Source organism: Serratia montpellierensis (genome assembly GCF_020858655.1).
Taxonomy (GTDB): Bacteria; Pseudomonadota; Gammaproteobacteria; order Enterobacterales; family Enterobacteriaceae; genus Serratia; species Serratia montpellierensis.
Map to the genome: position 1 here is coordinate 96,499 of NZ_VOSN01000013.1, position 25,048 is coordinate 121,546.

Sequence of the window (25,048 nt, forward strand, 5' to 3'; positions counted from 1 at the left end):
TGGTCAATGGCAACAACATTGGTTACGATGGCCGCTGGATCCACACTGGACGTTGATATGAAGACAAAAGAAAAGATGAAAGAAACACAGCCTCGAACCAAACCGGCAGAAGTGCGCCTGGATGAATTGATGGATGCGGCACAGAAGCTGTTTATCGAAAAAGGATTTGAAGCGACCACCATCAGCGATATTGTCCGTGACGCCAACGTCGCCAAAGGGACGTTCTACCACTATTTTCCGTCCAAAAACGAAATGTTGTCCGCTTTACGTATACGGTTCACTAATCACTTTATCGAGAAAATTCAGCTGGCTATCGATGAATGTGCACAAGATGACTGGTTGGCGCGCCTAAGAGCCTGGTGTGATGCCGGCGTGGCGACCTATTTTGAAGGGATGGAATTGCACGATGCGCTGTATCACGATCATCATTATCATACCCGGGGCAATCAGGATCGTGATGCCGTGCTGGAACAGATCCTGACGATTTTAAACGATGGCGCCGCGGCGGGCGCCTGGAGTCTGGATAATCCGCACTTGACCGCCATCCTGATGTATCACGGCATGCACGGCGCCGTGGATGACGTCATGGTCAATCCCAACGCCGATCGTCAAGGACTGGGGGCGGCGCTGGCGCAGGAGTTCATGCGTTTGCTGGGGTGTCGCTGATCGTTCACGGCTCCGCATCGAGCGATACCCAGTAACCGGGCTGATACGGAATGGGAAGAAAACGCGCGAAAAGCTCCGCAAATGTCGCTTCGGGATCGACGCCGGCGAACAGCGACGGATGAAACCAGGTGGCCAGCCGCTCGATAGCGACGAAATTAAAGGGATGATCGTAAAACGGGTGCCAGATGGCATACGCTTTTCCGCTCTTTGCCGCGGCCAGGGTGCGATAAGCCGGGCGTCGCATCAATTTTTCCAGGCGCGTTTTTGCCAGCGCCAAATCTGCGCCGGGGCCAAGGTTGACCCAGTCACCGCTAGGTGAATAATGACTCCAGTTGCTGCCGGTCACAACGATTTTATCGGGCCGGGAAGCGATCACCGTTTCCTGGCTCAGTGAACCGTAAACGCCGTGGATATGCCTCTGGGCCAAGTTGAATCCGCCTGCGATATTCACCATTTCACCGTAGTTGCCATTTCCCCAAGACAGACAACAATCGTCGTACAACCCGGCGGCGCGCTCCATCATTACGCGTGGGCGCGGCGGAGACCGTTTTGCCAGCGTATCGAGGATCGTATCGAGATGTCGCTGACGGAAGCGAATCAAGCTGTCTGCGCTTTGCGGATTATCAAACAGCTGTCCCATGATGGCGATGCTTCTGGCGCTGTTGTTCATCAGGCCGATACTCATATCGACAAATACCACGGGGATATTGGCCGCCGTGAGCTTAGCCATCAAACCGCTCGCTTCCAGCGCCGAGCGAGTATTCGCATTGAGCAACATGACTTCGGGCCGCAAGGCGATCAACCTTTCCAGATCGAATTGCATCTGCTGCACCCCGGCGAAGGTCGGCAACTGCGCCAACTCTGGAAAATGACGCAGATACAGCCGATAGCTATCCAGGTCGGCGGTGCGAAAATTGTCTCGCCAGCCCACCAGTCTTTCCATCGGCGCGCGGGGATTAAGCGCCGCAACGGTATAAAACAGATTGCCTTCCGCCAGGAAAATACGCCGCAGGGGATAACGTAAGGTCACCGTTCGCCCGACGATATCGGTCACGGTCTGCGTATCGGCCTGCGCGCGCAGAGATCGCAACGGCGAGGAAAGCGTCAGCAAAGTGGCGACCTGCAGAAAACGCCGTCTGCGCATCAGAAATACCAACTTATCGAACCGGTGACGCTGCGTTCGATGCCGATGCTGCAGTAAGGCGCACTGGTGCAACTGGCGACATAAGATTTGTTGGTCAGGTTGTTGATGGTCAACCCCAATTCGAGGTTATACAGGCGCGGGTCCCAGGCACCCGGCGTATAGCGAACGGTCATATCGCCGAGCCAAACGGCAGGCACTTTAAAGGTGTTGGCGCCATCTCCCCAGCTGGCCCCCAGGTAGCGAGCGCCGCCGCCGATCAGCAGCCCCTGCAGCGGCCCTTTAGTAAAGCGATAGTCCAGCCACATTGAGCCGGTTTGCGCCGGAACACCGACCGGATGTCGCCCCAGGGTGTTATCGTTGGCTTGAGTCACGACGTTGTTGACCCAGGCATAGGACAGCATCAGGTTAAGGCTATCGGTCAGCGCCGCACGCGATTCCAGCTCCACGCCGCGAGAACGTACTTCACCAGTCTGGGTGTAATAGCTGGGATTGAGGGGATCGATGGTGTTCACATCGCGCTGCGTTAGTTGGTAGACCGCCAGGCTGGTCATCATTGCGCTGCCGGGCGGCTGCAGTTTCAATCCCATCTCATACTGAGTGGAATGGGTGGGTTTGAACGGTGAGCCCTGAGCGTCGGTGCCGGTCAGCGGATCGAAGGCGGTAGAGACGCTGGCCCACGGCGCCAGGCCGCTGTCGAACGGGTGGCTCAATCCGGCACGATAGCTCCAGGCGGCGTCATTGGTTTGCGTTTGGGTATGGACCAGATTGTCACTGGTACGCATACGCGACCAGTCATGACGGCCGCCCAACAGCAAATGCCATCCGCGCCAGCTGGCTTCGTCCTGCCCGTATAAACCGGTGCGGTGAAAACGTTGCGTTGTCGACGTGCGTGAAACCGGAACAGGATCGAATGAAGGGCGGTATTGACCGGACCAAGGATCGAACGTCACGGTTTGCGATCCCCACCAGTCTTTATCCAGTTTACCGGTCTGGTAGTCGATGCCGACCAACCCTTGGTGGGCGATGGCGCCGGTAGCGAATTTCACCTCGGCCTGGTTATCCATCACGATGCTGTCCGCCTGACTCGGGGAATCTTGGTAGACCGCCGTCAAAAGGCGGTTGTCCGGCGTGATGGCGCGGGTAAAATCGCGTCGCACCGCAGAGTCTACATGGGAATAGCGCAGGTTTTGCTTTAATCGCCAGCGATCGTTCAACTGCACTTCAAACAGTGAGGTCACATCATATTGCGTGCGGCTTGAGTTCTCGTGCGCCGGATCGCTGTAATTTTTATCGGTATCTATCTTGCCGCGCGCGTTGGGCAACAGCCCCAGAACCTGGGCGGGCAAGGTGTTGTAATAGCCCGACTCGGGTTCACGCAAATAGTGAGTCAGCACGGTCCAGCGCGTGCGTTCGTTGGGCTGCCAGGTGATGGCGGGCGCCAGATAGAGACGCTTCTGCCGGGTATCTTCTATCTGCGAGCCGCGCGTGGCTGCCAGGCCATCGAAACGATACAACCACTGTTCGTCATCGGTCAGTGCGCCGGTGGCATCGAGACTGAGGGAACGCGTACGGTCGTTGCCGACATCCAATTTAAGCTGATTCGACTCGGTAGCGGAAGGCCGCCGGGAAATCATATTGATTACGCCTCCGGCACCGCCCTGGCCGTATAACGAGGAGGAGGGGCCATGCAAGACTTCGACGCTTTGCAACCCCCAGGTTTCAATCTGTGGCCCCCAAATGCCGGTATTGCCGATGACGCGTAAACCATCCAGATAGTAGTCCGCCTCAAAGCCGCGCATTCTGGCGAAGTCCACGCCGCTGGAAAATGCACCGAAGCGTTCTACGGCAACGCCGGCGCTGTAGCGCAGCGCCTGACTGACCGTATCGGCTGATTGCACGTCCATTTGCTGTCGATTGACCACCGAGACGAATTGCGGCACGTCGACCAGCGCCGAACGGGTTTTGGTTGCCACCTCCGCTTGTTGGGCCGCGTAGCCCTGTGGAACGTTGCCCGAGGACGAACCGTCAGCTACCACCCATATCGACTCTTCGCCTGCCGCCAGAGTCAGGCAAGGCACCATGCCCAAAAAAAACGGGCATAGATAAGCGTGCCGCAAGTTTAATTCGTTGAATTTATTCAAAAATAATCCCTCTTCAAGTAAGAGTCTCGCTGTGGGGCGGGAGCCTGGCCATCTCAGGCAAGCGTTAAAATACCCATTGACCGACTGACGGTCAATATGAATAATTATCAATACCATTTAACGATTGGATAACATTATGAAGACTCTGGATGATTTATTGGCGCTGTTAGCGGAGGTGGGCGTACCTGAAGACGTACTGCAAGCGGCGGATGGCAGCTGGCAACTGCGCCAGGATTTAGCGCTCAGTTCGGCGGAAACCGTGGCGTTGCAGGCTCTGTTGAAGGCCCGCCGCGTCGATGCGCCCTCGCTGTGGGGAGGACAAGACTATTCATTAGATCAGCTTATTTCTGAAATGTTATAAGCAACTATGAAAAAAACATTGTTTATAACCTTATGTTTAAAAACAAATTTACGACAAAATGGCCCGCATGAAACATAAGATATACAAATAATTAACCCCAAAGTAATTGACTGACGGTCGGTCGTAGTGTTTGATGGCGACCAGAAAATGAAGTGTTTTTGAGTCCATTTTGCTTTTCATTGTGAGCCAATACAGAAGTAACGGCGCCGCCTGACCGAGGTGCCGAAAGCTGTTTGTTTAACGAATTGTGATTGAGAAAGATAACAGTCAAACAGTGAGTTAACTCATTATGGAGTCGCTATGGTTAGTGTTGGGGATTCAATCAATCAACGTTTATTAAAGGCCCTTCAACAACATGGACAGCGCCCGGCGCTTTTTGAACGCGGGGAGATTTACAGTTACGACTGGCTGAACGGTGCGGTCGCTTCAGCCGCCTTGAAGTTGCGCCAATTAGGCGTGCAAAAAGGCGATCGGATCGCGTATCAATTGCGCAATACCCGTGAAGCGGTTGTCGTCATGCTCTCTTCGTTGATGCTCGGTGCGATCCCGGTGCCGATATTACCTTCTTATCGTGAAAAAGAGCTAAGGCACATTCTGCATCTGACCGCGCCGAAAGTATTTGCCTTGCAGCGCGGTTCTCGTCGCTATAACCCACTTGCCGCTCTGCAGACGCTGTTGACGGAAGGTCTCAATATCGATGTGATACTGGTCGAAGATTACGACGACGCCGGGCACGATACTCGCTACCTGAACTTACAACAGTTCTGTTCACCCCTGGTGCCTTCGCCGCCACTTCACGCCGTCACCATGACGCCGTCGGATACCGCCGTCATGTTGCTTTCGAGCGGCACCACCGGTTTGCCCAAGGCGATCGCCCGCAAGAATGGCGGTTACAGTTATATGATCGAATGCGGCTGTGACGTGTTTGCTCTGGACAGCCAGTCGGTCTATTTCGCTGCGATGCCGGTTTCACATGGATTCGTCATCAATTGCCCCGGCATACTGGGTACGCTTTCTCGCGGCGGCGCTGTGGCGCTCGCCGATGCGCCCTCGGCGGAAACGGCGTTGGACGCGATCGAGCGATGCGGCGTGACGCATACCACGCTGGTGCCTGCGCTGCTGTCGCAATGGAGCGAACTGCAGCAAAAAACGCCGCGCAACCTGGCAACGTTGTGGCATGTCCAGGTGGGAGGGGCCAGAGTGACGCCAGAGCTGGCGGCCTCCTCGTCCCGCAGTCTCGGCATTACCCTGCAGCAATGTTATGGCATGAGCGAAGGGCTACTGTGTTTTAACGCGGTTGACGATGACGATGCGGTGCGGTTCAGCTCTCAGGGTCGGCCTTTGAGTCCCTATGATGAAGTGCTGATCGTCGATGAAAATGGCTGTTCTTTGCCCGTGGGTAAATCAGGTGAACTGATCACCCGCGGCCCTTATACGCTCACCGAATACTACCAAAATCCCCAGGCGAATCTTGCCGCATTTACCGCTGACGGTTTTTACCGCACCGGCGATCTGGCGCATGTCGATGCCGCAGGCAATATTTTCATCGATGGGCGCGTCAACGATTCGATTAACCGCGGGGGAGAAAAATTCAGTCCGAACGAGATAGAAGAACTGGCAGAACAACATCCTGCCGTGGTGCGAGCCGCTTGCGTGGGCATGGCGGACGATCTGTACGGTGAGGTGCCGTGTCTGTTTGTCACCAGTACGGATGACACGCTGACCCTCAGCGCATTGCGCCGTTTCTTTGAGAAAGAAGGGCTGGCGGCGTTCAAGGCACCGGAAAAATTGATCGTCATCGACGCCATCCCCATGAAAGGCATCGGCAAGATAGATCGCCTGTCGCTGCGCGATATGCTGCGCCAGGAGCAGTCCGTCAGAAACACGGCGGGGTTGAACTCATGACGCAATTGCGCACTTCTCTCGGCTGCGCGGTGAGACTCAGCCGCCCGCGCAGTTCGCCGGTCACCAAACAATTGGTGGTCTTTCCGCATGCCGGCGGCGGCGTTGCGTTCTACCAGCACTGGCGAGAGCTGCTGCCGGACGAGGTGGATCTGTTCATCATGCAATATCCCGGCCGGGAAGAAGCGCAAGACGCGCCGGCCTGGGAAACGGCCCAGTACGCCATTGCGCGCTGCGTCGATGCGCTGCATGCCTCGCTGGGCATCGCGCCGGCGGTGATTTTCGGTCACAGCATGGGCAAGCAGCGTGCCCTGCAGGTTGCCGCGGCGCTGCAAACGTCGCGGTTTCGCATCGACACCGTTTTGTCGGCCCAGCGCGCGCCGTCAGAACTGAAATTACTCCAGCAGGAAAGCCAGCGACAAGAAGTGTTGGACCACATCCTGGCATTCAGTGAAAGCAGCGGCGCGTTGACGCTGGATGCGCTCACTCGCCCGCTTGTCACCCGATTGATACAGCAAGACCTACGGCTGCTGGGCGAACTCAGCGCAGAACCGTTGCCCGGCCTGCAGCCGCGCATTTGGGGCGGCGACGACGACCCGTTGGTTAGCCGCTCCGCGCTGTCGCAGTGGAAAAAAGAACTCCCTGGCAGCCAGGTTCAACTCCTTACGGGCGATCACTTTTATTTCATGCAGGATACCGCTGCATTTCTCCGCCGGCTGCTTCAGTAAAGCTGGCTTATTTGTCAACCTATGGCTTTAAAGGAACCTCTGATGAATTTTGAGCTGTTTAACCCACAGGATTGCGCACCGGATACGGAGAAAGCCTTTACTCTGTTCCCCCAGTTGAAAAAATTCTATGCGGCGTTAGGTAACACCCCGCTGGTTGAAGTGCCCTCGCCAAAGGGGAAGGCGTCGATTTACGCCAAGTTCGAGTTTGAAAATCCGTTTGGCTCGGTGAAGGATCGCACCGCATTCGGCCTGTTTTGCGATGCCATCAATCAACACGATTTCGCCGCCGGCGAATTGAAATTGCTCGATTCCTCGGGGGGCAATATGGCGAAAGCGCTGGCTAAGCTCGGCAACATGTGCGGGATAGCGGTGCAGGTGGTGATCCCGGATTCATCCCCGCAACCGTTGATCGACACGCTGAAGGGGGACAACGCCGTCGTTACCCTGGTCGATCGCAATCAGTTCCTGCTCGGCGTCATTGCACGCAGCCAGCAGATTGCGCATGAAGATGGGAGTTGGACGCTGTTATCCCAGCATCTCAACCTGGTTAATACCGCCGTACATCAGCATGCGACAGGCGCGGAGATCCGTCGGCAGTTGAACGGCGAGCGTGTCGATGGTTGGGTGTCCGCGGTAGGGACTGGAGGCACACTGTCTGGCGTTGCGGCGGCGCTACGTCAGGATAACCCACAGCTGATCGTGTGGGGCAGCACGCCGCGCGAACTGCCTTACGGTACGTTGTCCGCCCCGAACGGAGAACCGAAGTTCGCCGGTGCCGGCGGGTTGGGATTTGGTTTTCGCCAGCCTTTCATCAGTAAGCTGATGCAACAAGAACCGCCTTTCAATCCGGTTTCTTATCGGGAAGCACTCAGTGCGATGCATGAGTTCCATCAACTGACCGGCGTCAAAATCGGTTCCTCCTCCGCCGCCAACTGGAAAACGGCCTGTAAGCTGGCTGAAACGTTGAGTGCAGCTCAACGCATTGTCACGCTTTTTGCCGACGCGGGTTCCGATATCGACCGAGAAAAAGGGCGTGAGTGGTTCAAACAATCTGAAGCCTTATCGGTTTAACAACACCTCAAAGGAATATTTTATGGAAATTATACAGGGCAATAATAATGTATTGTCTGAGTTAATTACGCTTGGCGATTATGTTCGGGAATTAATCGGTTCCGGCAAAAGCACTGCGGAAATTGAACGTGTTCTGGCATCGAAAGACGGCTATAAAAATGTCACGATCCTTTCCGTTATAGAAATGGCCAATATTACCTTCAAAGCGAAAACGAACAATGCGCCTAACGTGGGTGATGCCAATTCACACACTGACCTGCTGGTGGATCAGCAAGGGCGTGATATCGGCACGATGAAGGGCCAGGGGTGGAAAATCGCGTCACTGTCTGACGACAGCGTGATTTCCTGGTATCACGAAACCGCTGAAACGCCGCTGGGACGGATCGAAACCGCCGGCATTTGGAACTCCAGCGCCATTTGGGCAGGACAATGGCAATCGCTGTTCGCTGCCGGCGTTAGCGGGGATGTCATGGGGAAAATCGGCGTTCGTCAGCTTTATCAGGATATTCCGAGAGAAAAATATCTGACGCTGATCGTTCTGTTGCCGTTGGATCAGATTAAAAGTTTAATTAAAAAATAATTCTACCAAACACACACAATATCCATTGCGAGGGATAGGTATGCACACGTCAGTACACTGGGATGTCATTATTATCGGTGCCGGCCCCATAGGGCTGGCCGCCGCGTGGAATTATGCGCGTGAACATCAGGATCATAAAATTTTGGTGCTGGAGCAATATGCGCTATTTACGCAATTAGCGGGTACCAGCGGGGAGGAACGCCATTGGCGTTTGCAATACTCGGAATTGGAAATATTCCGCCTTACCCTGGAAGCCGACAAATTATGGCGGCAGTTGGAACAACAGGCGGACAGAAAACTGATCCACCGTATTGGCAGCCTGTGGTTCGGCGATGCAGATGTCTGGACCAATGAGGGGCAGATCCGTCAAACCATGCTGTCGATGGATGAGATGAGATTGCCCTATGAACGTCTGACGATGCGCGAAATCGAACGGCGCTACGGTTTTACCGGGCTGGACAGCAACTATGAAGGGTTCTTGCAGCAAGACGGCGGGGTAATCGATGTTAAAGGTACCCTGACGTCGCTTTATTCTCTGGCTAGCGAGGCCGGCGTGGAATTCCAGTTCCAACAATGCGTGAAGGCCGTGGAGCCGGATGCGCGGGGGGCAACGGTGCTGACGGCGCAGCATCGCTATCGCGCCCGTAAGGTGCTGGTCGCTGGCGGGCCGGGCAGCAAGAAGCTGCTGCGCCAGCTGGATATCGATCTTGCGCTTTCCACCTATGAGATGGCTTGCATCAGCATGCTGCGCAGTCAGCGTCTGGGGGCCAACGATCCCTTCTGGTTTGCTTTCCAACCGCCGGTGGAGAGCGACAGTAACCTGTTTTACGGTTTCCCGCCCAATCCGTGGTCAGTCAATGGATTTGACCGACTGGGGACCGATTTTGAAGTGGATCCGATCACCGAGGCCAATGCGCCGAGCTATCGGGCCAACCCGCAACACGTTGAGCGAGCGCTGGAGTTTGCCCGGCGGCATATGCCGTTCCTCGAGCCGGACAAACAACATTCCGCCGCGAGCTGCCTGGCGGTGTTGCCTACCGATCCGGCGCGTCAATTCTATCTCGACAGCGCCAAGGGCCGCTGCCACGGCGGCGAGCATCTGGTGGTGTCGGCAGGCGGATGGGCATTCAAGTTTACCCCTCTGATGGGGCAAATTTGCGCCGATCTGCTGGCGGAACGAGAACCTCGGTGGGACATCAGCGCATTGCGCTTCTAATCGGAGAACCTCTATGCAGCAGGTGAACAGCAATGACCGGGATATCGCCTTGGTGGGCATGGCCTGCCGCTTCCCGGGCGCCGAGGACGTGGAAAGCTGGTGGCATAACTTGATCAACGGCGTCGAATCGCTGGTTCGCGTCGACAACGAGCAACTTGACTCGGCCGACGCGGGCTATATTCCCGTCGCCGCACCGGTAGCCGGCGACATATCCCGCTTCGACGCGGGATTCTTCGGCCTGAGTGCGCGCGAAGCGCTGCTGATGGATCCCCAGCATCGGCTCTTTTTAGAGTGCGCCTGGCACGCTCTGGAAAACGCCGGGGTAACGCCGGGTGAGCTTGACGATACGGGCTTGTTTGCCGGCTGTAGCAGTTCCGATTATTTACGTCAGGCACAGGGCTCTGCGTTGCTCGACAAACTCAACCCTTCGCCGTTCGAGCGGCAAATCGCGAGCGATAAAGATTACCTCACCAGCCGAGTGGCCTGGCACCTAGGCATCGGGGGGCCGGTGTGTAATGTACAGGCTGCTTGTGCCACTTCGCTGGTGGCGGTTTACGAAGCGGTTCACGCGTTGCGCAGTGGCCGTTGCAATATGGCTATGGCCGGCGCTTGTACCCTCAGGCTCCCGCAACATGAAGGATATTTCGCGCAGCAAGGCATGGTGTTTTCCACCGATGGGCACTGTCGGCCGTTTTCTGCAGATGCCAGCGGCACGGTGTTCGGCAGCGGCGTCGGCATTGTCGTGCTGAAACGGCTGTCTGACGCACAGGCGGCCGGTGACGACATCATTGCGGTGATCAAAGGCGTAGCGATGAACAATGACGGCGCGCGCAAAGTCAGTTTTACCACCACCAGTTTGCACGGCCAGCAACGCCTGCTGCGCCAAGCTATGGACGATGCCCGCCTGGCACCGGAAGATTTTCGCGCCGTCGAAGCGCACGGCACGGGAACGTTGGCCGGGGATCCCATCGAATTTGAGGCGCTAAACGGCGTTTTCCGCGAGCGGACGACGCACCGGGCTTTCTGCGCCATCGGTGCAGTCAAGGCTAACGTCGGGCACCTGGAAACCTGCGCCGGCATAGCGGGACTGATCAAGGCCGCGCTGCAAATCAAACACGGTTGGCTCACGCCGCAGATCAACTTTGACTCGCCGAACCCGGAAATGGCGTTGGCGGATAGCCCGTTTGAGTTTCTCTGTTCCGCTCAACGTTGGGATCGCGACGATCCACGCAACGCCATCGGCGTTAGCGCCTTCGGCATCGGCGGTACCAATGCGCATGTCGTGCTGGCAAGGCCGCCGAAAACGCCTCAAATGCGGGCGGCGATAGCGCCGTTGGCGACTGTCGTGCCGATCAGTGCGCAATCGGAGCAGGCCTGGCATCGCTTGGTCAAACGTTATCAACAGCGGCCATGCGGCGAGAACGACGAACGCCTGGCCTGGAGCGCACAAAGTGGAAGAAAGTCGCTGCGTTATCGCGGCACTCTGCATATCGGCGAGCAGGGCGTGTTGAGCATGAAAGAAAGCATGGTGGATACGGGAAAAGGGCGTTTGTCGGTGGTTTTCCAATTTCCCGGGCAGGGAAGCCAGTTTATCGGTATGGCCAGCGAACTGATGGCGCAGGATGCGACATTCAAAACGCTGATGAATGACAAGCTGCAGATATTGCAAACGCAGGCTGCACTGGATCTCTCCCCGTTGTTTACCGGCCAGGCGGCCCCCGAAACAATTAACAACACGGCCTTGACGCAGCCGGCCCTGATCGCCGTCGAGATCGCCGTGGCCGAACTGTTGAAACATTACGGCGTCGAGCCGGATTGGGTCGTGGGGCACAGTTTGGGTGAGATTGCCGCCGCCTGGGCCGCCGGTGTGTTCTCGGCGCAAGACGCGTTGGTGTTCGCCGCCCGGCGCGGGCATCTGATGGCCGGGCTGCAGCCTGGTGCGATGCTGGCGGTAGAACTGAGCGCTCAGCAAGCCCAACCCTGGCTTGGCGATCGGCTGTCTCTGGCGGCGGAAAACAGTGAGAACGGCTGCGTGCTTTCTGGCCCGGTGGCGGCGATTCGCGCCTGCGAAGGACAGATGCGGGACAGAGGAGTACGTTGCAAGGTGCTGAGCGTTTCGCACGCGTTCCACTCGGCGTTGATGGATCCCATTCTTGATGAACTGGCCAGCATTGCGCCGCCGCCGCGTGAGTCGACGTCAAAGGTCCGCTACGTCTCCGCATTGCTGGCGACCGAAGTCGCTCCCGCGGCGCTCGATGCCCGCTATTGGTCACGCCATGCCCGTGAACCGGTGGATTATCACCGCGCCTTGCAACACCTACCGCGGCGCGGAAAAACGCTTTTCATCGAAGTAGGGCCGGGATCGACACTCACGGCGCTGGTCGCGCAGCTAAAATCCGCCGGCACCGTAACGGCGGTGCGCACCTTGCCGCGCCGCGACGAAGCCCAGAGCGAAACCGCCGTGTGGATCCAGGCGCTGCAAAAAATCTGGCGTGCCAGCGTCAACGTTAACTGGCGCCGCCTGTGGCAACAGCCTCCTTCCCGCATTGCATTGCCAATGTATCCCTTCGATCCGGCGCAATGGTGGTTGGGCGAGCGAGATATGCAGGGGCCGGAAGCAGGGCGAACATCGACGACGGCGGATAAACCCGATCCGCAGATGGCGCGCATCTGGCGCATTTGGGGCGACGTGACCGGCGTGAACCCTGACTCCAACCACTGCGACTTTTTTGACGCCGGCGGGCAATCGCTGATGGCATTGCGGCTGATGGCCTTGTTGGAACAAGAGTTTGGCCGGTCGGTAGGCATGGCCGATTTCCTTAAGCGGCCAACGCCGTGGGGCATAAAACAACAGTTAGACCAGGCTGGAGCATTCGAGCAAGAATCCCATTAAAACAGGATGGCAAATTATGTCAGTTAACAATGAATTGCTGAATACGCACAACCAATATCAGGTAGAAACGATCGTAATCGATGACGACACGTCATTCACTCTGGCTTACTCGTCGCAGATCAAGCTGCTGCCGGCCAATGGCGGGATCCGCTGGCGCAACTATGCGTCCCGCCAGCAGCAGGAAGAAGAGGCGATCATGCTGGCGCAGCGCATGTCGCTGAAGCATGGATTGTACAATACCGGTTTCAGCGGTGGCAAAATCGTGGTGAACAGCAAGCGTTCTCCCCAAGAACAACCGGCGGTGCTTGAAGCGATCGGCGACCTGCTCAATCGCTATGGCGGCACCATGTTTACGGGATGCGATATCAATACTGGCAATCGAGAGATGGACTATTTGCGGCAGTTTACGCCATGGATCCTGAATGCCATGGACAGCCCGCAAGTCGACACGTCGGTGGCGACGGGCTACGGCGTCTGGAGCTCGATGAAAAAGGTGTTGACGCTGCGGCTCAATCATTTGCCGCGGGCCCGCATTGCTATTCACGGCATGGGTAAAGTCGGGGCGGAAGTGGCGAAACAAAGCCTGCTGTTCGGTTGCGAAGTGACGGCGTATGACATCAATCCTGCGGCGCAGTTCCCGCCTGGGGTCCGCCGCGTCAGTGAAGACGAACTCTGGGCGCAATCCAGCGAGGTGCTTTGCATCGCGTCCTTGTCCAACATATTAAATGCGCAGAACGTTGAACAACTGAATACGCGTTGGGTGATTAGCAGCGCCAATTCGCCGTTCAGTACGCCGCAGGCAGAACAGCGGCTGCTGGCGCGCGGCATCCACTATCTGCCGGACTATGTCAGTAATGCCGGCGCGGTGATCTGCGACAGCATCGAAATGGCGTTCACCGACCGGTATAACCAAATGAATCAGGAACAGGTCAATGCCTATGTGCATTCCGTGATTGGCGCCAAGACCGAGGAGTTGCTGCAGCGTGCTCAACTGCTCAATTGCGATGTCGGGCAATTGTTGCAACCGATCAAATCCGCCGCCATGGTGGCGTAACAATGGGCCGGGAAGCCTGCGCTTTCCCGGCCTTAGCTGTTTAACGGGCATAAATTCATGATCATCGTAAAAGACGCTTTGCGGAGCAAAGTGGAAACCGAGTCACAGGGGCACCGCACCGTGCTGTATACAGCAAGTGGTCAACCCAGTTATATGCATGTGATCTCTCGCTTTACGCTGCAAGAGGTCACATCAGGGTTAGGAGAGGCGGTTCATCCTGCCTTTATCGTCAACGGCCAACTTAAAGACGCCTTTTTTTATGGCTGTTATCCGGGAACTCTGGTCGATGGAGAACTGGTCAGCCAACCCGATACGGCTCCGGCGAGCTGGCACGATCTGGCCACATTTCGTCGGGCGGTGGCGCGCAACGGCGCCGGATGGCATATTGGCACCAATGCGGAATGGGCCGCGCTGATGTTCTGGTGCCGCCATCAAGGATGGCCGGAGTTGGGCAATACCGAGAGTGGCCGGTCGCATCACGATCGCCGTCAGTATGGTAAACGATGCGACGGCGGTGCCGTGGGCGATGGACAGGGCGATCCGACAACCTTTACCGCATCCGGCCCGGGAGCCTGGTATCACGACGGTACGCCGTACGGCATCGGCGATCTGTGCGGTAATTTGTGGGAATGGCAGCACGGGCTGAAATTGGTCGCGGGGGAAATTCTGCTCTTGCCGGATAATGACGCCGCGATGCCAATGACCGACGATGAAGACGAACGCTGGCGCGCGGTCGACCTGGCGACAGGGGCATGGGTGCTGCCCGGCAGTGGAGGGACGGCTAAATTCGATGCAGTCGCACCCATTCGTACAGGCAATGCCGGCGCGCCGCTTATTACCGACTCTATTCAGCATTTTAACGGCGATCCGCAGGATAACGGATATCCGCCTGGATTGATGGACGATGCGTTCGATCGTATTCGCATGGCAAGCGGGGCACCGTTACCGGATGTGTTGAAAATTCTTGGCATTGTCCCTCATCACCGGTGTGCGGACGGCGATCAGGTTTATCTGCGTAATTACGGTGAACGCATTCTGATGCGCGGCGGTGCCTGGTATTCCGGCGCCGCCGCCGGACTGAGGACGCTGTGCCTGAGCCATGGTGCGGGGCACGCTAGTGCTACGGTCGGCGCCCGGCCGGTATGGTGTTTGTAAGCTGTTGGCGATGCACTGGCCTGCGCAGCGGCCGTAGCCGCCGCGCAGGGGGTTATTGGCTGATCGTCTGCTGCAGCGCCTGAACGGAAGAGGCGATGCCGGCATCGACCGACATGGTCAGGTCTTCCATTTCCAGCGACACCCAGTCGTTGTAGCCCATCATGCGCACCACCGAGAAGAACTCCTTCCACCACTGCAGATCCCGGCCGCAGCCGACGGCGACATAGTTCCAGGCGCGGCCGGCCACGTCGTCGATCGGTTTGGTCTCCAGCAGCCCGTTAACCTCGACGACGCCGCGCTCAAGGCGCACGTCTTTGCCGTGCACATGGTGAATGGCGGGCCCAAGGGCGCGGGCCACCGCGATGGGATCTGCGCCCATCCAGATCAGGTGGCTGGGATCGAGGTTCAGGCCCACCATCGGGCCAACGGCCGCGCGCAGCCGGAACAGCGTTTCCGGGTTCCACACCAGCATGGCGCTGAAGTTTTCCAGCGCAAAGCGCTCGACGCCGCACGCTTTGGCCCGGGTGACCAGCGCCTGCCAATAGGGGATCGCCACTTCATTCCATTGATAGTCCAAACAGTTTTTCACCGTCGGCGGCCAGCTGACGGTATAGGTGATCCAGTTGGGGATGGTGTCATGCGGGCTGGCCGGGGGCAGGCCGCTCATCATGACGATCTTTTTCACCCCCAACAGGCCGGCCAGCTCCAGCGTATTGTCGGTTTGCCGCAGATGACGCTGCCCCAGCTCGCCCGGATCGAGCGGATTGCCGGAGACATTGAGCGCGGCGATCTCCATGCCGCGGCTGGCCAGGGCCTGCTGCAGCTGCCGGCGTTTGGCCGGGTTGGCCAGCAGATCGTCGGTATCCAGATGGGGCGCCGGAGACCAGCCGCCGGTGGTCATTTCCACGCCGCGCACCCCCAGCTCCAGCAACCGATCCAGCATCGGCTCGAAGGACAAATGGCCCAGGCTGTCGGTACAGAATGAAAGTTTCATGGTGTTTTCCTTATAGGTAATTGACCCAGGTGGCGCCGTTGTCGGCGGAGCGAACGCAGTTTTCAATCCAGCGTACGCCTTCCAATCCGGCGTCGATATCCGGGTAGATCAGCGTGGCCAGCGCTTGCCGATCGCCGCGCTGGCTGGCGCTGATGGCGATGGCGAACTTGAGGTAGATATTGGCCCAGGATTCGGCCAGGCCTTCGGTATGCAGCGCGCCGAGCCGCTCTTCGGCCAGCGCGCTGTCGTACAGATAGGGCATACCGTGGTGCAGCGTTTGGTTGGGCCGCCCCTGGATCTCATAGCGCAATTCGCCGGGCGTGGAATCGCTCCACTGCAAGCTGGCGAGCGAACCCACCACGCGGATGCTTTGGCTGTCCATTGCGCCCGCATTGACGGCGGAGGCCCACATGCGGCCGACGGCGCCGTTTTCGTAGTGCATGAGCACCATGGCGTTGTCTTCCAGCGGGGCGCGGGAAGGAATAAAGCTCTGGCGATCGCACAGCAGGGAAGCAATCTTCATGTCGGGCATCACCAGCTGCGAGATGTAGAAGGTGTGGGTGGAGATGTCGCCCAGCACAAAAGAGGGGCCGGCGATTTTCGGATCGACACGCCACTTTTGCGCTTCGAACGTGTCCGCGCTTTCGTTGGCATTGAAGCCGTGGGTGTACTGCAATTCGACCATGCGTATTTCGCCGATGTCGCCGTTCGCGATCATGGCGCGCATCTGCATTAGCAGCGGATGGCCGGAGAAGCCGTAGGTTACGCCGACGATCAGCCCTTTCTCCGCCGCCAGCGCCTTGATTTCTCTCGCCTCCGCCGTGGTGAAGAACAGCGGCTTTTCGCAGATGACATGCAGGCCGGCATTCAGCGCGGCGCGCGTGATTTCATAGTGGGTGCCGTTGGGGGTGGCGATGGTCACCACCTCAACGCCATCTTCGCGGTTAGCTTCTTGCTCCAGCAGCTGTTGATAGCCGTCATAGCAGCGTTCGGCGGGCACGCCGAGATTGACGCCAAACTCACGTCCGCGCGCCGCGTCGATATCAAAGGCGCCGGCAACCAGCCGATAGGCGGTGTTGTCGCGCAGTGCGCCGGAACGGTGCTTGTAGCCCACCTGGCTGAGGCGGCCGCCGCCGATCATCGCCCAACGCAGCGGGCGAGGGATGCTTCTTTCACCATTTAACATGCTGACTCCTGATACTGTGGCTTTACACTCGGGTGCAAAATGGGTTGAAAAAGAGAGTGGCAACGGCTTATTTCTGGTTCATCTGTGCGAATTGCGGGTAGTTTTCTCGCATCACGGTGGCGTAGGGTATCCAGTTATAGGGCTCGGTTTTGGCGTGATCCAACATCGCTCGGGTCACCTGCACCGCGCCGATCGCCTGGGCTTTGGCATCCTGGAAAATGGTCACCGCCAGGTCGCCGTTTTTGATAAATTGCAGGCCGTCGGGCGTGCCATCGATACCGGCAACCAGCACGCCATTCTTTTTGGCCTGCTTCAGCGCCATGATCGCGCCGATGGCCATCTCATCGTTGTTGGCGGCGATCGCATCGTTCGGCGTGCCGTTCAGCAACCAGCCGGAAACCACGTCGACCGCTTCGTTGCGCTGCCATTTGGCGGTCTGTTTCTCTACCACTTTCAGGTCTTTGTGTTTGGCGATCACCGCTTCTACCGCACGGGTACGTTCGCGGGTTTCTTCGTTGGATAGGGCACCCATCAGGATCGCCACGTTGCCGCGGTAATTCATTTTTTTCGCCAGGGCCTCCATCTGCAGGCGGCCGCTGAGCGCCGAATCGGAGCCGACGTAGGCCGTCGCGCCGCTAAGCGGCACTTCGGGCTTGCGGTTGACGAAGATAAGGGGGATCGCGGCGCGTTGGGCAGCCGTTATCATCGGCTGGACGCCTTGCGTATCGACCGGGTTGAGGATAATGGCATCCACGCCCTGATTAATCAGATCGTCTACCTGCTGCACCTGCAGGGCAACATCGCCCTTGGCATCGACGAACTGGCCTTGCAGCTGCTGCGCAGCCAGTTCTCGTGCCATTTGGCTGCGCAGGATGGAGACGAAGTTGAGATCGAAGTTGGCCAGCGCCACGCCGACCTGGTAGGTCTTGGCCTGGGCGGTCACGACAAACAGCGAGCAGGCTAACATCAACAGCAGTCTGGTTTTTTTCATTACGATATCCTGTTGAGAAAAGAGGCGTTGTAGGCAAAAAGCGAATTTGCAACCGGGTGCAAAGCAGGAGACAAAACCGCGATGAGTCTCTGAATGCCACCGTGAATGTCGGCCATGAAGAAAATTTGGTCAACAGGGGAAAGGTGAAAACAGCGCGGACGATCACAAACTCTTTACCTTTTGCACCCGGTTGCATAACAAATTGCAATCGGGTGCAAAAACGGGACATAATCGCAGCAGGCATACCGGCAGGCGCTTAGGGGATCTGAGCGAGCAGGGTATAGTGTGACTTCACCGAAGCAGGGATCGACGCAACCATGACGAAACACCACAAAGCCACCGCCAGCGACGTCGCCGAAAAGGCCGGCGTCTCTAAATGGACGGTATCGCGCGCCTTTACGCCCGGCGCGTCGATCTCAGACAACGCGCGTGAAAGCGTACTGGCGGCGGCGGCCGAGCTGGGCTATCGGCCCAATCTGCTGGCGCGCAGCCTGTCGCAAAAACGCACGCACATCATAGGCGTAGCCATCGACGAGATGAAGAACCCGCATTCGATGATGATGCTCGATATGGTCACCAAACAGCTGCAAACACGCGGCTATATGGCGCTGCTGCTGAACATCACCGCCGGGGAAAACTACCGGGCGGTAATGGCGATGGCCGACCAGCTGCAGGTCGATGGCATTTTGTTCCTGGCGACGGTGTTAACCCAAGAGTGGGCGGCGATTGCGCAAGATCTGCATCAGATCCCGCTGGTGCAGGTGTGCCGCAATACGGAAAGCGAACACATTGATGTGGTGAACATAGACGGTTACCGCGCCGGCGAAGAGATCGCCACGCTGCTGATAGAGCAAGGTCATCGGCGCTTTGGCTACATGAAGGGGCCGGATACGCAAAGCAGCCATTTACTGCGTATGGAAGGCTACCGCGACAAGCTGCTCGCTGCCGGTTTTCAGCTGGATAGGGTACTCACTGCCGGCCACTACGATCGCCAGCGCGGTTTTCAGTTGATGAGCGAATACCTGCAGGCCACGCCGGAAAGCGAGCGGGTTGCGGCGCTGTTCTGCGAGAACGACGTGCTGGCCTTGGGGGCGCTCGAAGCCATCAGGCAAACGGCGCCATCGTCAGCCATGGCCGTGGTAGGTTTCGACGATATCGACGAAGCCGGCTCTGCCAATTGGGCGCTGACCAGCTACAACCAACGCATTGACCGGTTAGTCGAGGAGGCCTTGAATCGCCTGATCGACAATCGCACCACGGCAGACGGCGCCTGGCGGCATGGAGAGTTGCGGGTTCGGCGGTCGCATGTGAAGCAAGACAGAATTCAGATCGCTGATTGAGCTCATGGCGGATAACATTTCCGCCATGCAAAAATTATGGCGTTTCATCTGGCACTGAGATAAGCCAGGGTGTAGCTGAGCCATTTTTTATGGCTTCAATATAATTTTCTGCCAAAATCTGATTTTTTGCAGATATTTCACAGAACATTACCAGCTGGCCGAATAGTTCAGTGTCATCATTGATTTCATCAGGGATTGCTTCCGGAACGAATGTAACTGCGCGTTTAGACAACGTTCGCACGGTGAATTTTTTGCCAATGACAGGTAGGTCATCAAACGCATTAACACCTATCTCAAGTGAATTTAGAGAGGGTGAGTAGACGGCATACCAAGATTTTTTATAGCAAAAAGTACCACCTTTGAATTCTGGCATTTCTTTGAAATCAATTGGGTTTTCCGTTTTTATTCGCTTTATGGCAGCTAATATATACTTTTTCGTTGAGTATACATCCTTGATTAAGATGGCAACACATAAAGAAAAAAAGCCTGCTGCAATAAAAGAAAATATGGCAATCAGAATGCTAGTGCCAGAAAGGTCTGAATTTAACAAGAAAATTATAACAATGCCGATAACTAGAGAGGAGGCTATATTTATCAACCCATCTTTGCTTTTTATTTCCTTCTTGAACTTCACAATGAAATAAATTAATGCAACAAAGACTAAACCATAAAAAAAGAGTAGTGACCGATCGGGCATGATTCCATTCGCCAAAAAATTGATATTACGTTTAATTTATAGTAATGGTTTAAAATAAGCAATATCAGGTTTGATTTTCAACCGTTATGGCAGGAGTCACATCAACTCAAATCTGAACCTGTGTGAGTCTCTTGTCTCCAGATTTCACGTAGCGCGATCAAAAAGGAGGGCATTTTGACCTGTTTTACAGAGTTGCTGAATCTATTCCAGACGTTTGAAGTTGAACTGCATCGGCCAACGGTGCGCCGCGATCCGCAGCGCGTCGCGGCATTACTGCATGATGACTTTGAAGAAATTGGTCGTTCAGGGCTGCGTTATGACAAACGCCAAACCGTTGCGGCGCTGGAAATGGAAACTGAACATTCGCAGATTTTTGCCGAAGGTTTTAAGCTGGCGCAAATCAGTGAAGGTGCCGTATTGCTGACGTATAAAAGTTTTCAGCGTGATGCGCAGGGCTGCGTCGTTCGTTGCACCGAACGCTCATCGATTTGGCTCCTGACGGAAAAGGCGGGTTGGCAGATGCGCTTTCATCAAGGCACGCCGACTAAGGGCTAAACTGAGATGGGTTGACAGATGGGCTTAAAACATAAAAAAGGATGTCAGCCTGATAAGCCTTGAAGGTGAGGTGAGAAAGGACGGGCAGGATAACCCCGGTGCGTACCCAGTAATTCTATTTAACATAATATACATTATGCGCACCTGGGTGGTGATATGTGGATTCTGCCGTCCAGGCCTGATCATGGGCTTTCTCCTGCGGCCAGCCATGCCAGCGCAAGCTGCTCATGCCGCTGAACAAATTCGTTTTTCTAATGCCGTTCTCGCCGCGCAGCGTAGATCTCATGTCATGCATCTTTTCATTCAAACCATCTAACGCCGCCAGGCTTTCACCTCCAGCAAGATATCAATCGTTGGTTTGGCTGCCAGCGCCGGCACTGCTGATGAATTGCCGTTAACATGCCGGCCAGTATGCGCTCTGCCATTTCCCGCTCCAGTAATGATGACCGGACATGATTTTCGATGGCGCATACCTGCCTGTATTGGCCAAAAATCCCCTGCTTTTTTGATCGCGCTACGTGAAATCTGACAAAGCGTGGCGGCTACGATACTGCAGATTTCACCCAAACGCGTCATTTAAACGGGCAGTATTTGCACGCTAGATGCGCATTGGCATCCGCTTTCTTCGCTTGCGGCACGTATCACGGCGTTGGCTATACTGAATGGGAATATTCTTCCAAGCTCCTGGAGCCTCCCCATGTTTGACCATGTGAAATTTGGCGTCAGCGACTTTGCCTTCAGCAAAGCGTTTTTCCTCAATGCGCTGGCGCCGCTGGGCGTAAAAATCGTTGCCGAAGGTGAACCCGACTATGGCGTTGAGCTGTGCCCCCGATTGGGGTAACGTGTCATTATGCCTGTTTCAGACCGATGAAAAACCGGCGCATCTGCACCTGGCATTTGCCGCAAGCAGCCGTGAACAGGTCGATGCGTTCTATCACGCCGCGCTAAATGCCGGCGGCATAGACAATGGCGCGCCCGGTTTACGGCCCAATTACCATGCCCACTACTATGCGGCGTTTGTGATCGCCCCGGATGGGCACAATATCGAGGCGGTTTGCCATCACCCGATGGATTAGTGATTTTCCCTGTTAAAACAGTCTATTAATTAAGAATTGATACAATCTATTTAACATAACGTAATTGTGACGCGGTCACCTGTAGTTACCCTGTCACGTCAATCCACTCTGCTCCTGTGATGCTGGCCAGCCGCAGTGGCGCAATTCTCACGCCTGAGTTATCGCTGCCGCCTGCCGGGAGCACTTCACCGTAGCTGCACAGGCTGCGGTCGCAGTAAATTCTCACCGTTTCCGGTGCGGCAAAGGGGCAAACGCCGCCGGGTGGATAGCCGGTCAGCGCCTCCACCTCCTCTGCCGGCAGCATACGCGCCTTTACGCCGAAGAATTGTTTGTACTTCTTGTTGTCGATTCTGGCGGTTCCCGCCATCACCAACAGCACCACGCCGTCGTTCACGCGAAACGACAGCGTCTTGGCGATCTGCCCGCTCTCCACCCCAAAGGCTTCCGCCGCCAGCGCCACAGTAGCGGTATTCTTTGCCAGCACCGTCACCGCCGTTTCCGGTGCGTGCTCGGCCAGAAATCGCTGAACGCGCTCTATACTCATGCCCTTCCTCCTGATGTTGCTAAGCCATTGATAATGCCGCAGTGATGGCTTCGGTTTTAACACCGCATGCTAAAAATGAGAATCAAAATTGTTCAAATCGGTAAATCTGAACAAAGCTTTAAGGGGCCAATGCCCTTTTTACCTATCATTTTTCATGGAGATACCTGCATGACCACGCAAACGACAGCAAGGCCCTCGGCGGCCGCAGTGGCCGTCTATGAATGGCTCAACCCGATACCCTATGGATTTTTCACCGCGGCGCTGATCTTCGACATCATCTATGCCTGCACGGCGAACATTCAGTGGGTCAATGGTGCCGGCTGGCTGATCGCCATTGGCCTGGTTTTTGCCATTATTCCCCGGCTGATTAACCTGGTGCAGGTGTGGTTCGGCAGCGGCCGGCGGCAGGGTTCATCGGTCAAACTCCATTTCTGGTTGAATCTGATCGCCATCGTTTTCGCCATCATCAACGCTTTCGTGCATAGCCGGGATGCGTACGCCGTGGTGCCGGAAGGCCTGGTGCTATCTGCCATCGTGGTCGCGCTGCTGAGCGTGGCTAATGTTCTGCTGGCCCTTGCCACCCGTGCAAAATAAGGAGGTTTTCATGAAGCTATCATCCCTGGCGCTCACTCTTGCTGCCGTTTTGGCGGTGGCCGGCTGCGATAACAGCGCCGTCATTTCGCCGGAACAACAAATGGGCCCGGATCCGACATTACCGCCGGCGCAAAACTTTCTGATCCCGCCGATGCAGGTGCCTAAGGGCGTGGGTTGGCAACAGAACCAGATGCCGAAAGTGGCCGAAGGATTGAAAATCGACAAGGTGGCGGACGGTTTGCTGCATCCGCGCCAGCTGCTTACCCTGCCCAACGGCGATGTGTTGGTGGTGGAAGCCAACGGCCCGGGCACCGAAGCGGTCAGCACGACCAAGCAGCTGATCGCCGGGCTGGTGAAAGGCCAATCCGGTAAAGGCGGCAAAGGCGGCAACCGCATCACCCTGCTGCGCCCAACTGCCGACGGCGGCTGGGAAAAGCATATCTTCCTCGAGGGGCTCGATTCCCCGTTCGGCGTCCAGTTGATTGGCAACACCCTGTACGTGGCCAACACCGGCAATATCATGCAGTACGCCTATCAGCCGGGCGAAACGCGCATCAGCGATCCGGGTAAAGAGCTGGCCGATCTGCCGGACACCATCAACCACCACTGGACCAAGGCCCTGCTGGCTAGCCCGGACGGCAAAAAGCTGTATGTCGGCGTCGGCTCCAACAGCAACATCACCGAGAATGGCCTGGCCGTAGAGTACCGGCGCGCCGCGGTACTGGAAGTGGACACCGCCTCTGGTGCCAGCCGCATCTTCGCCAGCGGCCTGCGTAATCCGACCGGGCTGCAGTGGGAACCGCACAGCGGCAAGCTGTGGGCCATCGTCAACGAGCGTGACGAGATCGGCGCCGATCTGGTGCCTGACTATCTGACCTCGGTGCAGGACGGCGGCTTCTACGGCTGGCCTTACAGCTATTTCGGCCAGCACGTCGATCGTCGGGTGCAGCCAGCGCGGCCGGATCGGGTGGCGAAAGCCATCAAGCCGGACTACGCCCTGAGCTCCCACGTCGCGCCGCTGGGGCTGCTGTTCTATACCGCAAGCGCACTGCCGGCCGAGTATCGCGGCGGCGCCTTTGTCAGCGAACACGGCAGCTGGGATCGCTCGCCGCTGAACGGCTACCGGGTCAGCTACGTGGCGTTCGAGCAAGGCAAGCCGGTCGGCAAACTGAAAGCGGTGGTGACCGGATTTGTCTCCGACGACGAGAAAGAACTCTATGGCGCACCGGTAGGGTTAGCGATTGACACGTCCGGCGCCCTGCTGATTGCGGATGACGTGGGTAACACCGTTTGGCGCGTCAGCGCTAAATAACGTTAACGGGCAGGTTCCGATGAACCTGCTCGTGACATTGTCACTCAACGGCTTGCGCCAGCCAGACTGTTCTTCCCCCGCAGGCGGGATCTTCCACCACATGATCCACCACGCGGAAGCCATTCTCCTGCAGCAAGCGCGTGTACTCCTCCGGCGCCAGGCTGGCGTGAAACAGCGGCTGGCCTTCGAAGCTGCCAATCGCCACGCCGTCTGCAGGGCCGCTGGTGAACATCAGTGCGGCATGCTGCCCGGCATGATGTCTGAACAGCGGAAACATGCGGCGCTGATCGTCGCGCGCCAGATGGAAGAAGCTGTCCCAGGCCAGCAGGCCGTCGAACTTCGCCGCTAAATCCAGCTGGCGCATATCCATTTGCCGCCATTCCTGCTGCGGAAAACGCTGCCGGCAGCGCGCGATCATCGCCTGCGCACCGTCGATGCCGGTCACCCTATGCCCCTGTTCGATAAAATAGGTGGCAATCGGCACGCCATTGCCGCAGCCAAGATCCAGCAGCCGCGCATTGGCCGGGGTGAGCTGCAAAAAGCGGTCGAGCCACGGCCGTTCAAACAGCGTGGTGGGTCTGAGACGCTCCCAGGTGGCGGCATGTTCGTCATAAAGCGGGATAATGGTGCTCGCCAGTTTTTCCGTCATTAATATTGTCCCCGTCACGTTATTGGCGCAAAAAAAATAGCCCTTGGTCAGAATTAAAGCGCTTATCCGATAATATATTCATCAACAGACCGTTGACCAGAAATAAAAGGTTTTAACATTTCGACATAAACCAGTACAATTCCCTACCCTGTGTTAACCCTTTTTTTAGGTTGATTGTGTCGTTAATTCAGCGCTCTGC

At 56.8% G+C, this 25,048-nt stretch carries 22 protein-coding genes and 1 pseudogene; 15 read left to right on the forward strand and 8 right to left on the reverse strand.

Annotated elements, in window-relative coordinates:
- Positions 1 to 6: 6 nt before the first annotated feature.
- Complete coding sequence (locus tag FUU19_RS12315) at positions 7 to 666, forward strand: TetR/AcrR family transcriptional regulator (RefSeq protein ID WP_230201386.1); 660 nt, start codon at positions 7 to 9, stop codon at positions 664 to 666.
- A gap of 4 nt (positions 667 to 670) precedes the next feature.
- Here FUU19_RS12315 and FUU19_RS12320 read toward each other — a convergent pair whose 3' ends face one another.
- Both FUU19_RS12320 and FUU19_RS12325 read right to left on the reverse strand, forming a co-directional pair.
- Positions 671 to 1,810 carry an ABC transporter substrate-binding protein gene (locus FUU19_RS12320; RefSeq protein ID WP_141968849.1) on the reverse strand — a complete coding sequence of 380 codons (1,140 nt, stop codon included), beginning with the start codon at positions 1,808 to 1,810 and terminating at the stop codon, positions 671 to 673.
- Positions 1,810 to 3,927: a TonB-dependent siderophore receptor gene (locus tag FUU19_RS12325; protein WP_230489805.1), complete on the reverse strand. Its 2,118-nt coding sequence runs from the start codon at positions 3,925 to 3,927 to the stop codon at positions 1,810 to 1,812. The genes FUU19_RS12320 and FUU19_RS12325 overlap by 1 nt, the downstream gene beginning before the upstream one ends.
- A 160-nt stretch (positions 3,928 to 4,087) precedes the next feature.
- Here FUU19_RS12325 and FUU19_RS12330 point away from each other — a divergent pair, with 160 nt between their 5' ends.
- The 9 genes from FUU19_RS12330 to FUU19_RS12370 all read left to right on the forward strand — a co-directional run bounded on the left by FUU19_RS12330 (position 4,088) and on the right by FUU19_RS12370 (position 14,911).
- Complete coding sequence (locus FUU19_RS12330; RefSeq protein WP_060433068.1) at positions 4,088 to 4,312, forward strand: hypothetical protein; 225 nt, start codon at positions 4,088 to 4,090, stop codon at positions 4,310 to 4,312.
- A gap of 300 nt (positions 4,313 to 4,612) precedes the next feature.
- A complete protein-coding gene (locus FUU19_RS12335; RefSeq protein ID WP_141968844.1) occupies positions 4,613 to 6,217 on the forward strand; it encodes an AMP-binding protein in 1,605 nt (534 codons plus the stop codon).
- On the forward strand, positions 6,214 to 6,942 hold the full coding sequence (locus FUU19_RS12340; RefSeq protein WP_230507136.1) for a thioesterase II family protein: 729 nt from the start codon (positions 6,214 to 6,216) through the stop codon (positions 6,940 to 6,942). Before FUU19_RS12335 ends, FUU19_RS12340 begins: the two co-directional genes overlap by 4 nt.
- A gap of 42 nt (positions 6,943 to 6,984) precedes the next feature.
- Positions 6,985 to 8,013 carry a pyridoxal-phosphate dependent enzyme gene (locus tag FUU19_RS12345; protein WP_230507137.1) on the forward strand — a complete coding sequence of 343 codons (1,029 nt, stop codon included), beginning with the start codon at positions 6,985 to 6,987 and terminating at the stop codon, positions 8,011 to 8,013.
- A gap of 22 nt (positions 8,014 to 8,035) precedes the next feature.
- Positions 8,036 to 8,593, forward strand: coding sequence for an allene oxide cyclase barrel-like domain-containing protein (locus FUU19_RS12350; protein WP_141968838.1), 558 nt, complete (start codon positions 8,036 to 8,038; stop codon positions 8,591 to 8,593).
- 40 nt (positions 8,594 to 8,633) lie between these two features.
- Positions 8,634 to 9,809, forward strand: coding sequence for an NAD(P)/FAD-dependent oxidoreductase (locus FUU19_RS12355; protein WP_063989881.1), 1,176 nt, complete (start codon positions 8,634 to 8,636; stop codon positions 9,807 to 9,809).
- 13 nt (positions 9,810 to 9,822) lie between these two features.
- On the forward strand, positions 9,823 to 12,702 hold the full coding sequence (locus tag FUU19_RS12360) for a type I polyketide synthase (RefSeq protein ID WP_230489808.1): 2,880 nt from the start codon (positions 9,823 to 9,825) through the stop codon (positions 12,700 to 12,702).
- A 16-nt stretch (positions 12,703 to 12,718) separates the two neighbouring features.
- A complete protein-coding gene (locus FUU19_RS12365) occupies positions 12,719 to 13,756 on the forward strand; it encodes a Glu/Leu/Phe/Val dehydrogenase dimerization domain-containing protein (protein WP_060433075.1) in 1,038 nt (345 codons plus the stop codon).
- 57 nt (positions 13,757 to 13,813) lie between these two features.
- Positions 13,814 to 14,911, forward strand: a complete 1,098-nt coding sequence (locus FUU19_RS12370) for a hypothetical protein (protein ID WP_230489809.1) — start codon at positions 13,814 to 13,816, stop codon at positions 14,909 to 14,911.
- 52 nt (positions 14,912 to 14,963) lie between these two features.
- Here FUU19_RS12370 and FUU19_RS12375 read toward each other — a convergent pair whose 3' ends face one another.
- The 3 genes from FUU19_RS12375 to FUU19_RS12385 form a co-directional block, all read right to left on the reverse strand.
- Complete coding sequence (locus tag FUU19_RS12375) at positions 14,964 to 15,905, reverse strand: sugar phosphate isomerase/epimerase family protein (RefSeq protein WP_230489811.1); 942 nt, start codon at positions 15,903 to 15,905, stop codon at positions 14,964 to 14,966.
- A 10-nt stretch (positions 15,906 to 15,915) separates the two neighbouring features.
- Positions 15,916 to 17,091, reverse strand: coding sequence for a Gfo/Idh/MocA family protein (locus FUU19_RS12380; RefSeq protein ID WP_230489813.1), 1,176 nt, complete (start codon positions 17,089 to 17,091; stop codon positions 15,916 to 15,918).
- 67 nt (positions 17,092 to 17,158) lie between these two features.
- On the reverse strand, positions 17,159 to 18,082 hold the full coding sequence (locus FUU19_RS12385; protein WP_230489815.1) for a substrate-binding domain-containing protein: 924 nt from the start codon (positions 18,080 to 18,082) through the stop codon (positions 17,159 to 17,161).
- Positions 18,083 to 18,399: 317 nt separating this feature from the next.
- Here FUU19_RS12385 and FUU19_RS12390 point away from each other — a divergent pair, with 317 nt between their 5' ends.
- Positions 18,400 to 19,422, forward strand: coding sequence for a LacI family DNA-binding transcriptional regulator (locus FUU19_RS12390; RefSeq protein WP_230489816.1), 1,023 nt, complete (start codon positions 18,400 to 18,402; stop codon positions 19,420 to 19,422).
- A 34-nt stretch (positions 19,423 to 19,456) separates the two neighbouring features.
- Here FUU19_RS12390 and FUU19_RS12395 read toward each other — a convergent pair whose 3' ends face one another.
- Positions 19,457 to 20,119 carry a hypothetical protein gene (locus FUU19_RS12395; RefSeq protein WP_202669487.1) on the reverse strand — a complete coding sequence of 221 codons (663 nt, stop codon included), beginning with the start codon at positions 20,117 to 20,119 and terminating at the stop codon, positions 19,457 to 19,459.
- Positions 20,120 to 20,293: 174 nt separating this feature from the next.
- On the opposite strand from FUU19_RS12395, the gene FUU19_RS12400 reads away from it, so the two are divergent.
- Together FUU19_RS12400 and FUU19_RS12405 are read left to right on the forward strand one after the other, a co-directional pair.
- Positions 20,294 to 20,674: a nuclear transport factor 2 family protein gene (locus FUU19_RS12400; protein WP_230489818.1), complete on the forward strand. Its 381-nt coding sequence runs from the start codon at positions 20,294 to 20,296 to the stop codon at positions 20,672 to 20,674.
- A gap of 697 nt (positions 20,675 to 21,371) precedes the next feature.
- A pseudogene (locus FUU19_RS12405) lies at positions 21,372 to 21,750 on the forward strand (VOC family protein).
- An 85-nt stretch (positions 21,751 to 21,835) separates the two neighbouring features.
- On the opposite strand, the gene FUU19_RS12410 reads toward FUU19_RS12405, so the two are convergent.
- The gene (locus FUU19_RS12410) at positions 21,836 to 22,294 is read right to left on the reverse strand and encodes a YbaK/EbsC family protein (protein ID WP_060433082.1); all 459 of its coding nucleotides are present in this window, start codon (positions 22,292 to 22,294) and stop codon (positions 21,836 to 21,838) included.
- 168 nt (positions 22,295 to 22,462) lie between these two features.
- Between FUU19_RS12410 and FUU19_RS12415 the strand changes: the two genes are divergently transcribed.
- Entirely contained in the window at positions 22,463 to 22,888 is a 426-nt protein-coding gene (locus tag FUU19_RS12415; RefSeq protein ID WP_060433083.1) for a DUF2231 domain-containing protein, read from the forward strand.
- A gap of 10 nt (positions 22,889 to 22,898) precedes the next feature.
- Positions 22,899 to 24,200: a PQQ-dependent sugar dehydrogenase gene (locus FUU19_RS12420; RefSeq protein ID WP_230489820.1), complete on the forward strand. Its 1,302-nt coding sequence runs from the start codon at positions 22,899 to 22,901 to the stop codon at positions 24,198 to 24,200.
- 40 nt (positions 24,201 to 24,240) lie between these two features.
- Here FUU19_RS12420 and FUU19_RS12425 read toward each other — a convergent pair whose 3' ends face one another.
- A complete protein-coding gene (locus FUU19_RS12425) occupies positions 24,241 to 24,849 on the reverse strand; it encodes a class I SAM-dependent DNA methyltransferase (protein WP_230489821.1) in 609 nt (202 codons plus the stop codon).
- Between the last annotated feature and the right edge of the window lie 199 nt (positions 24,850 to 25,048).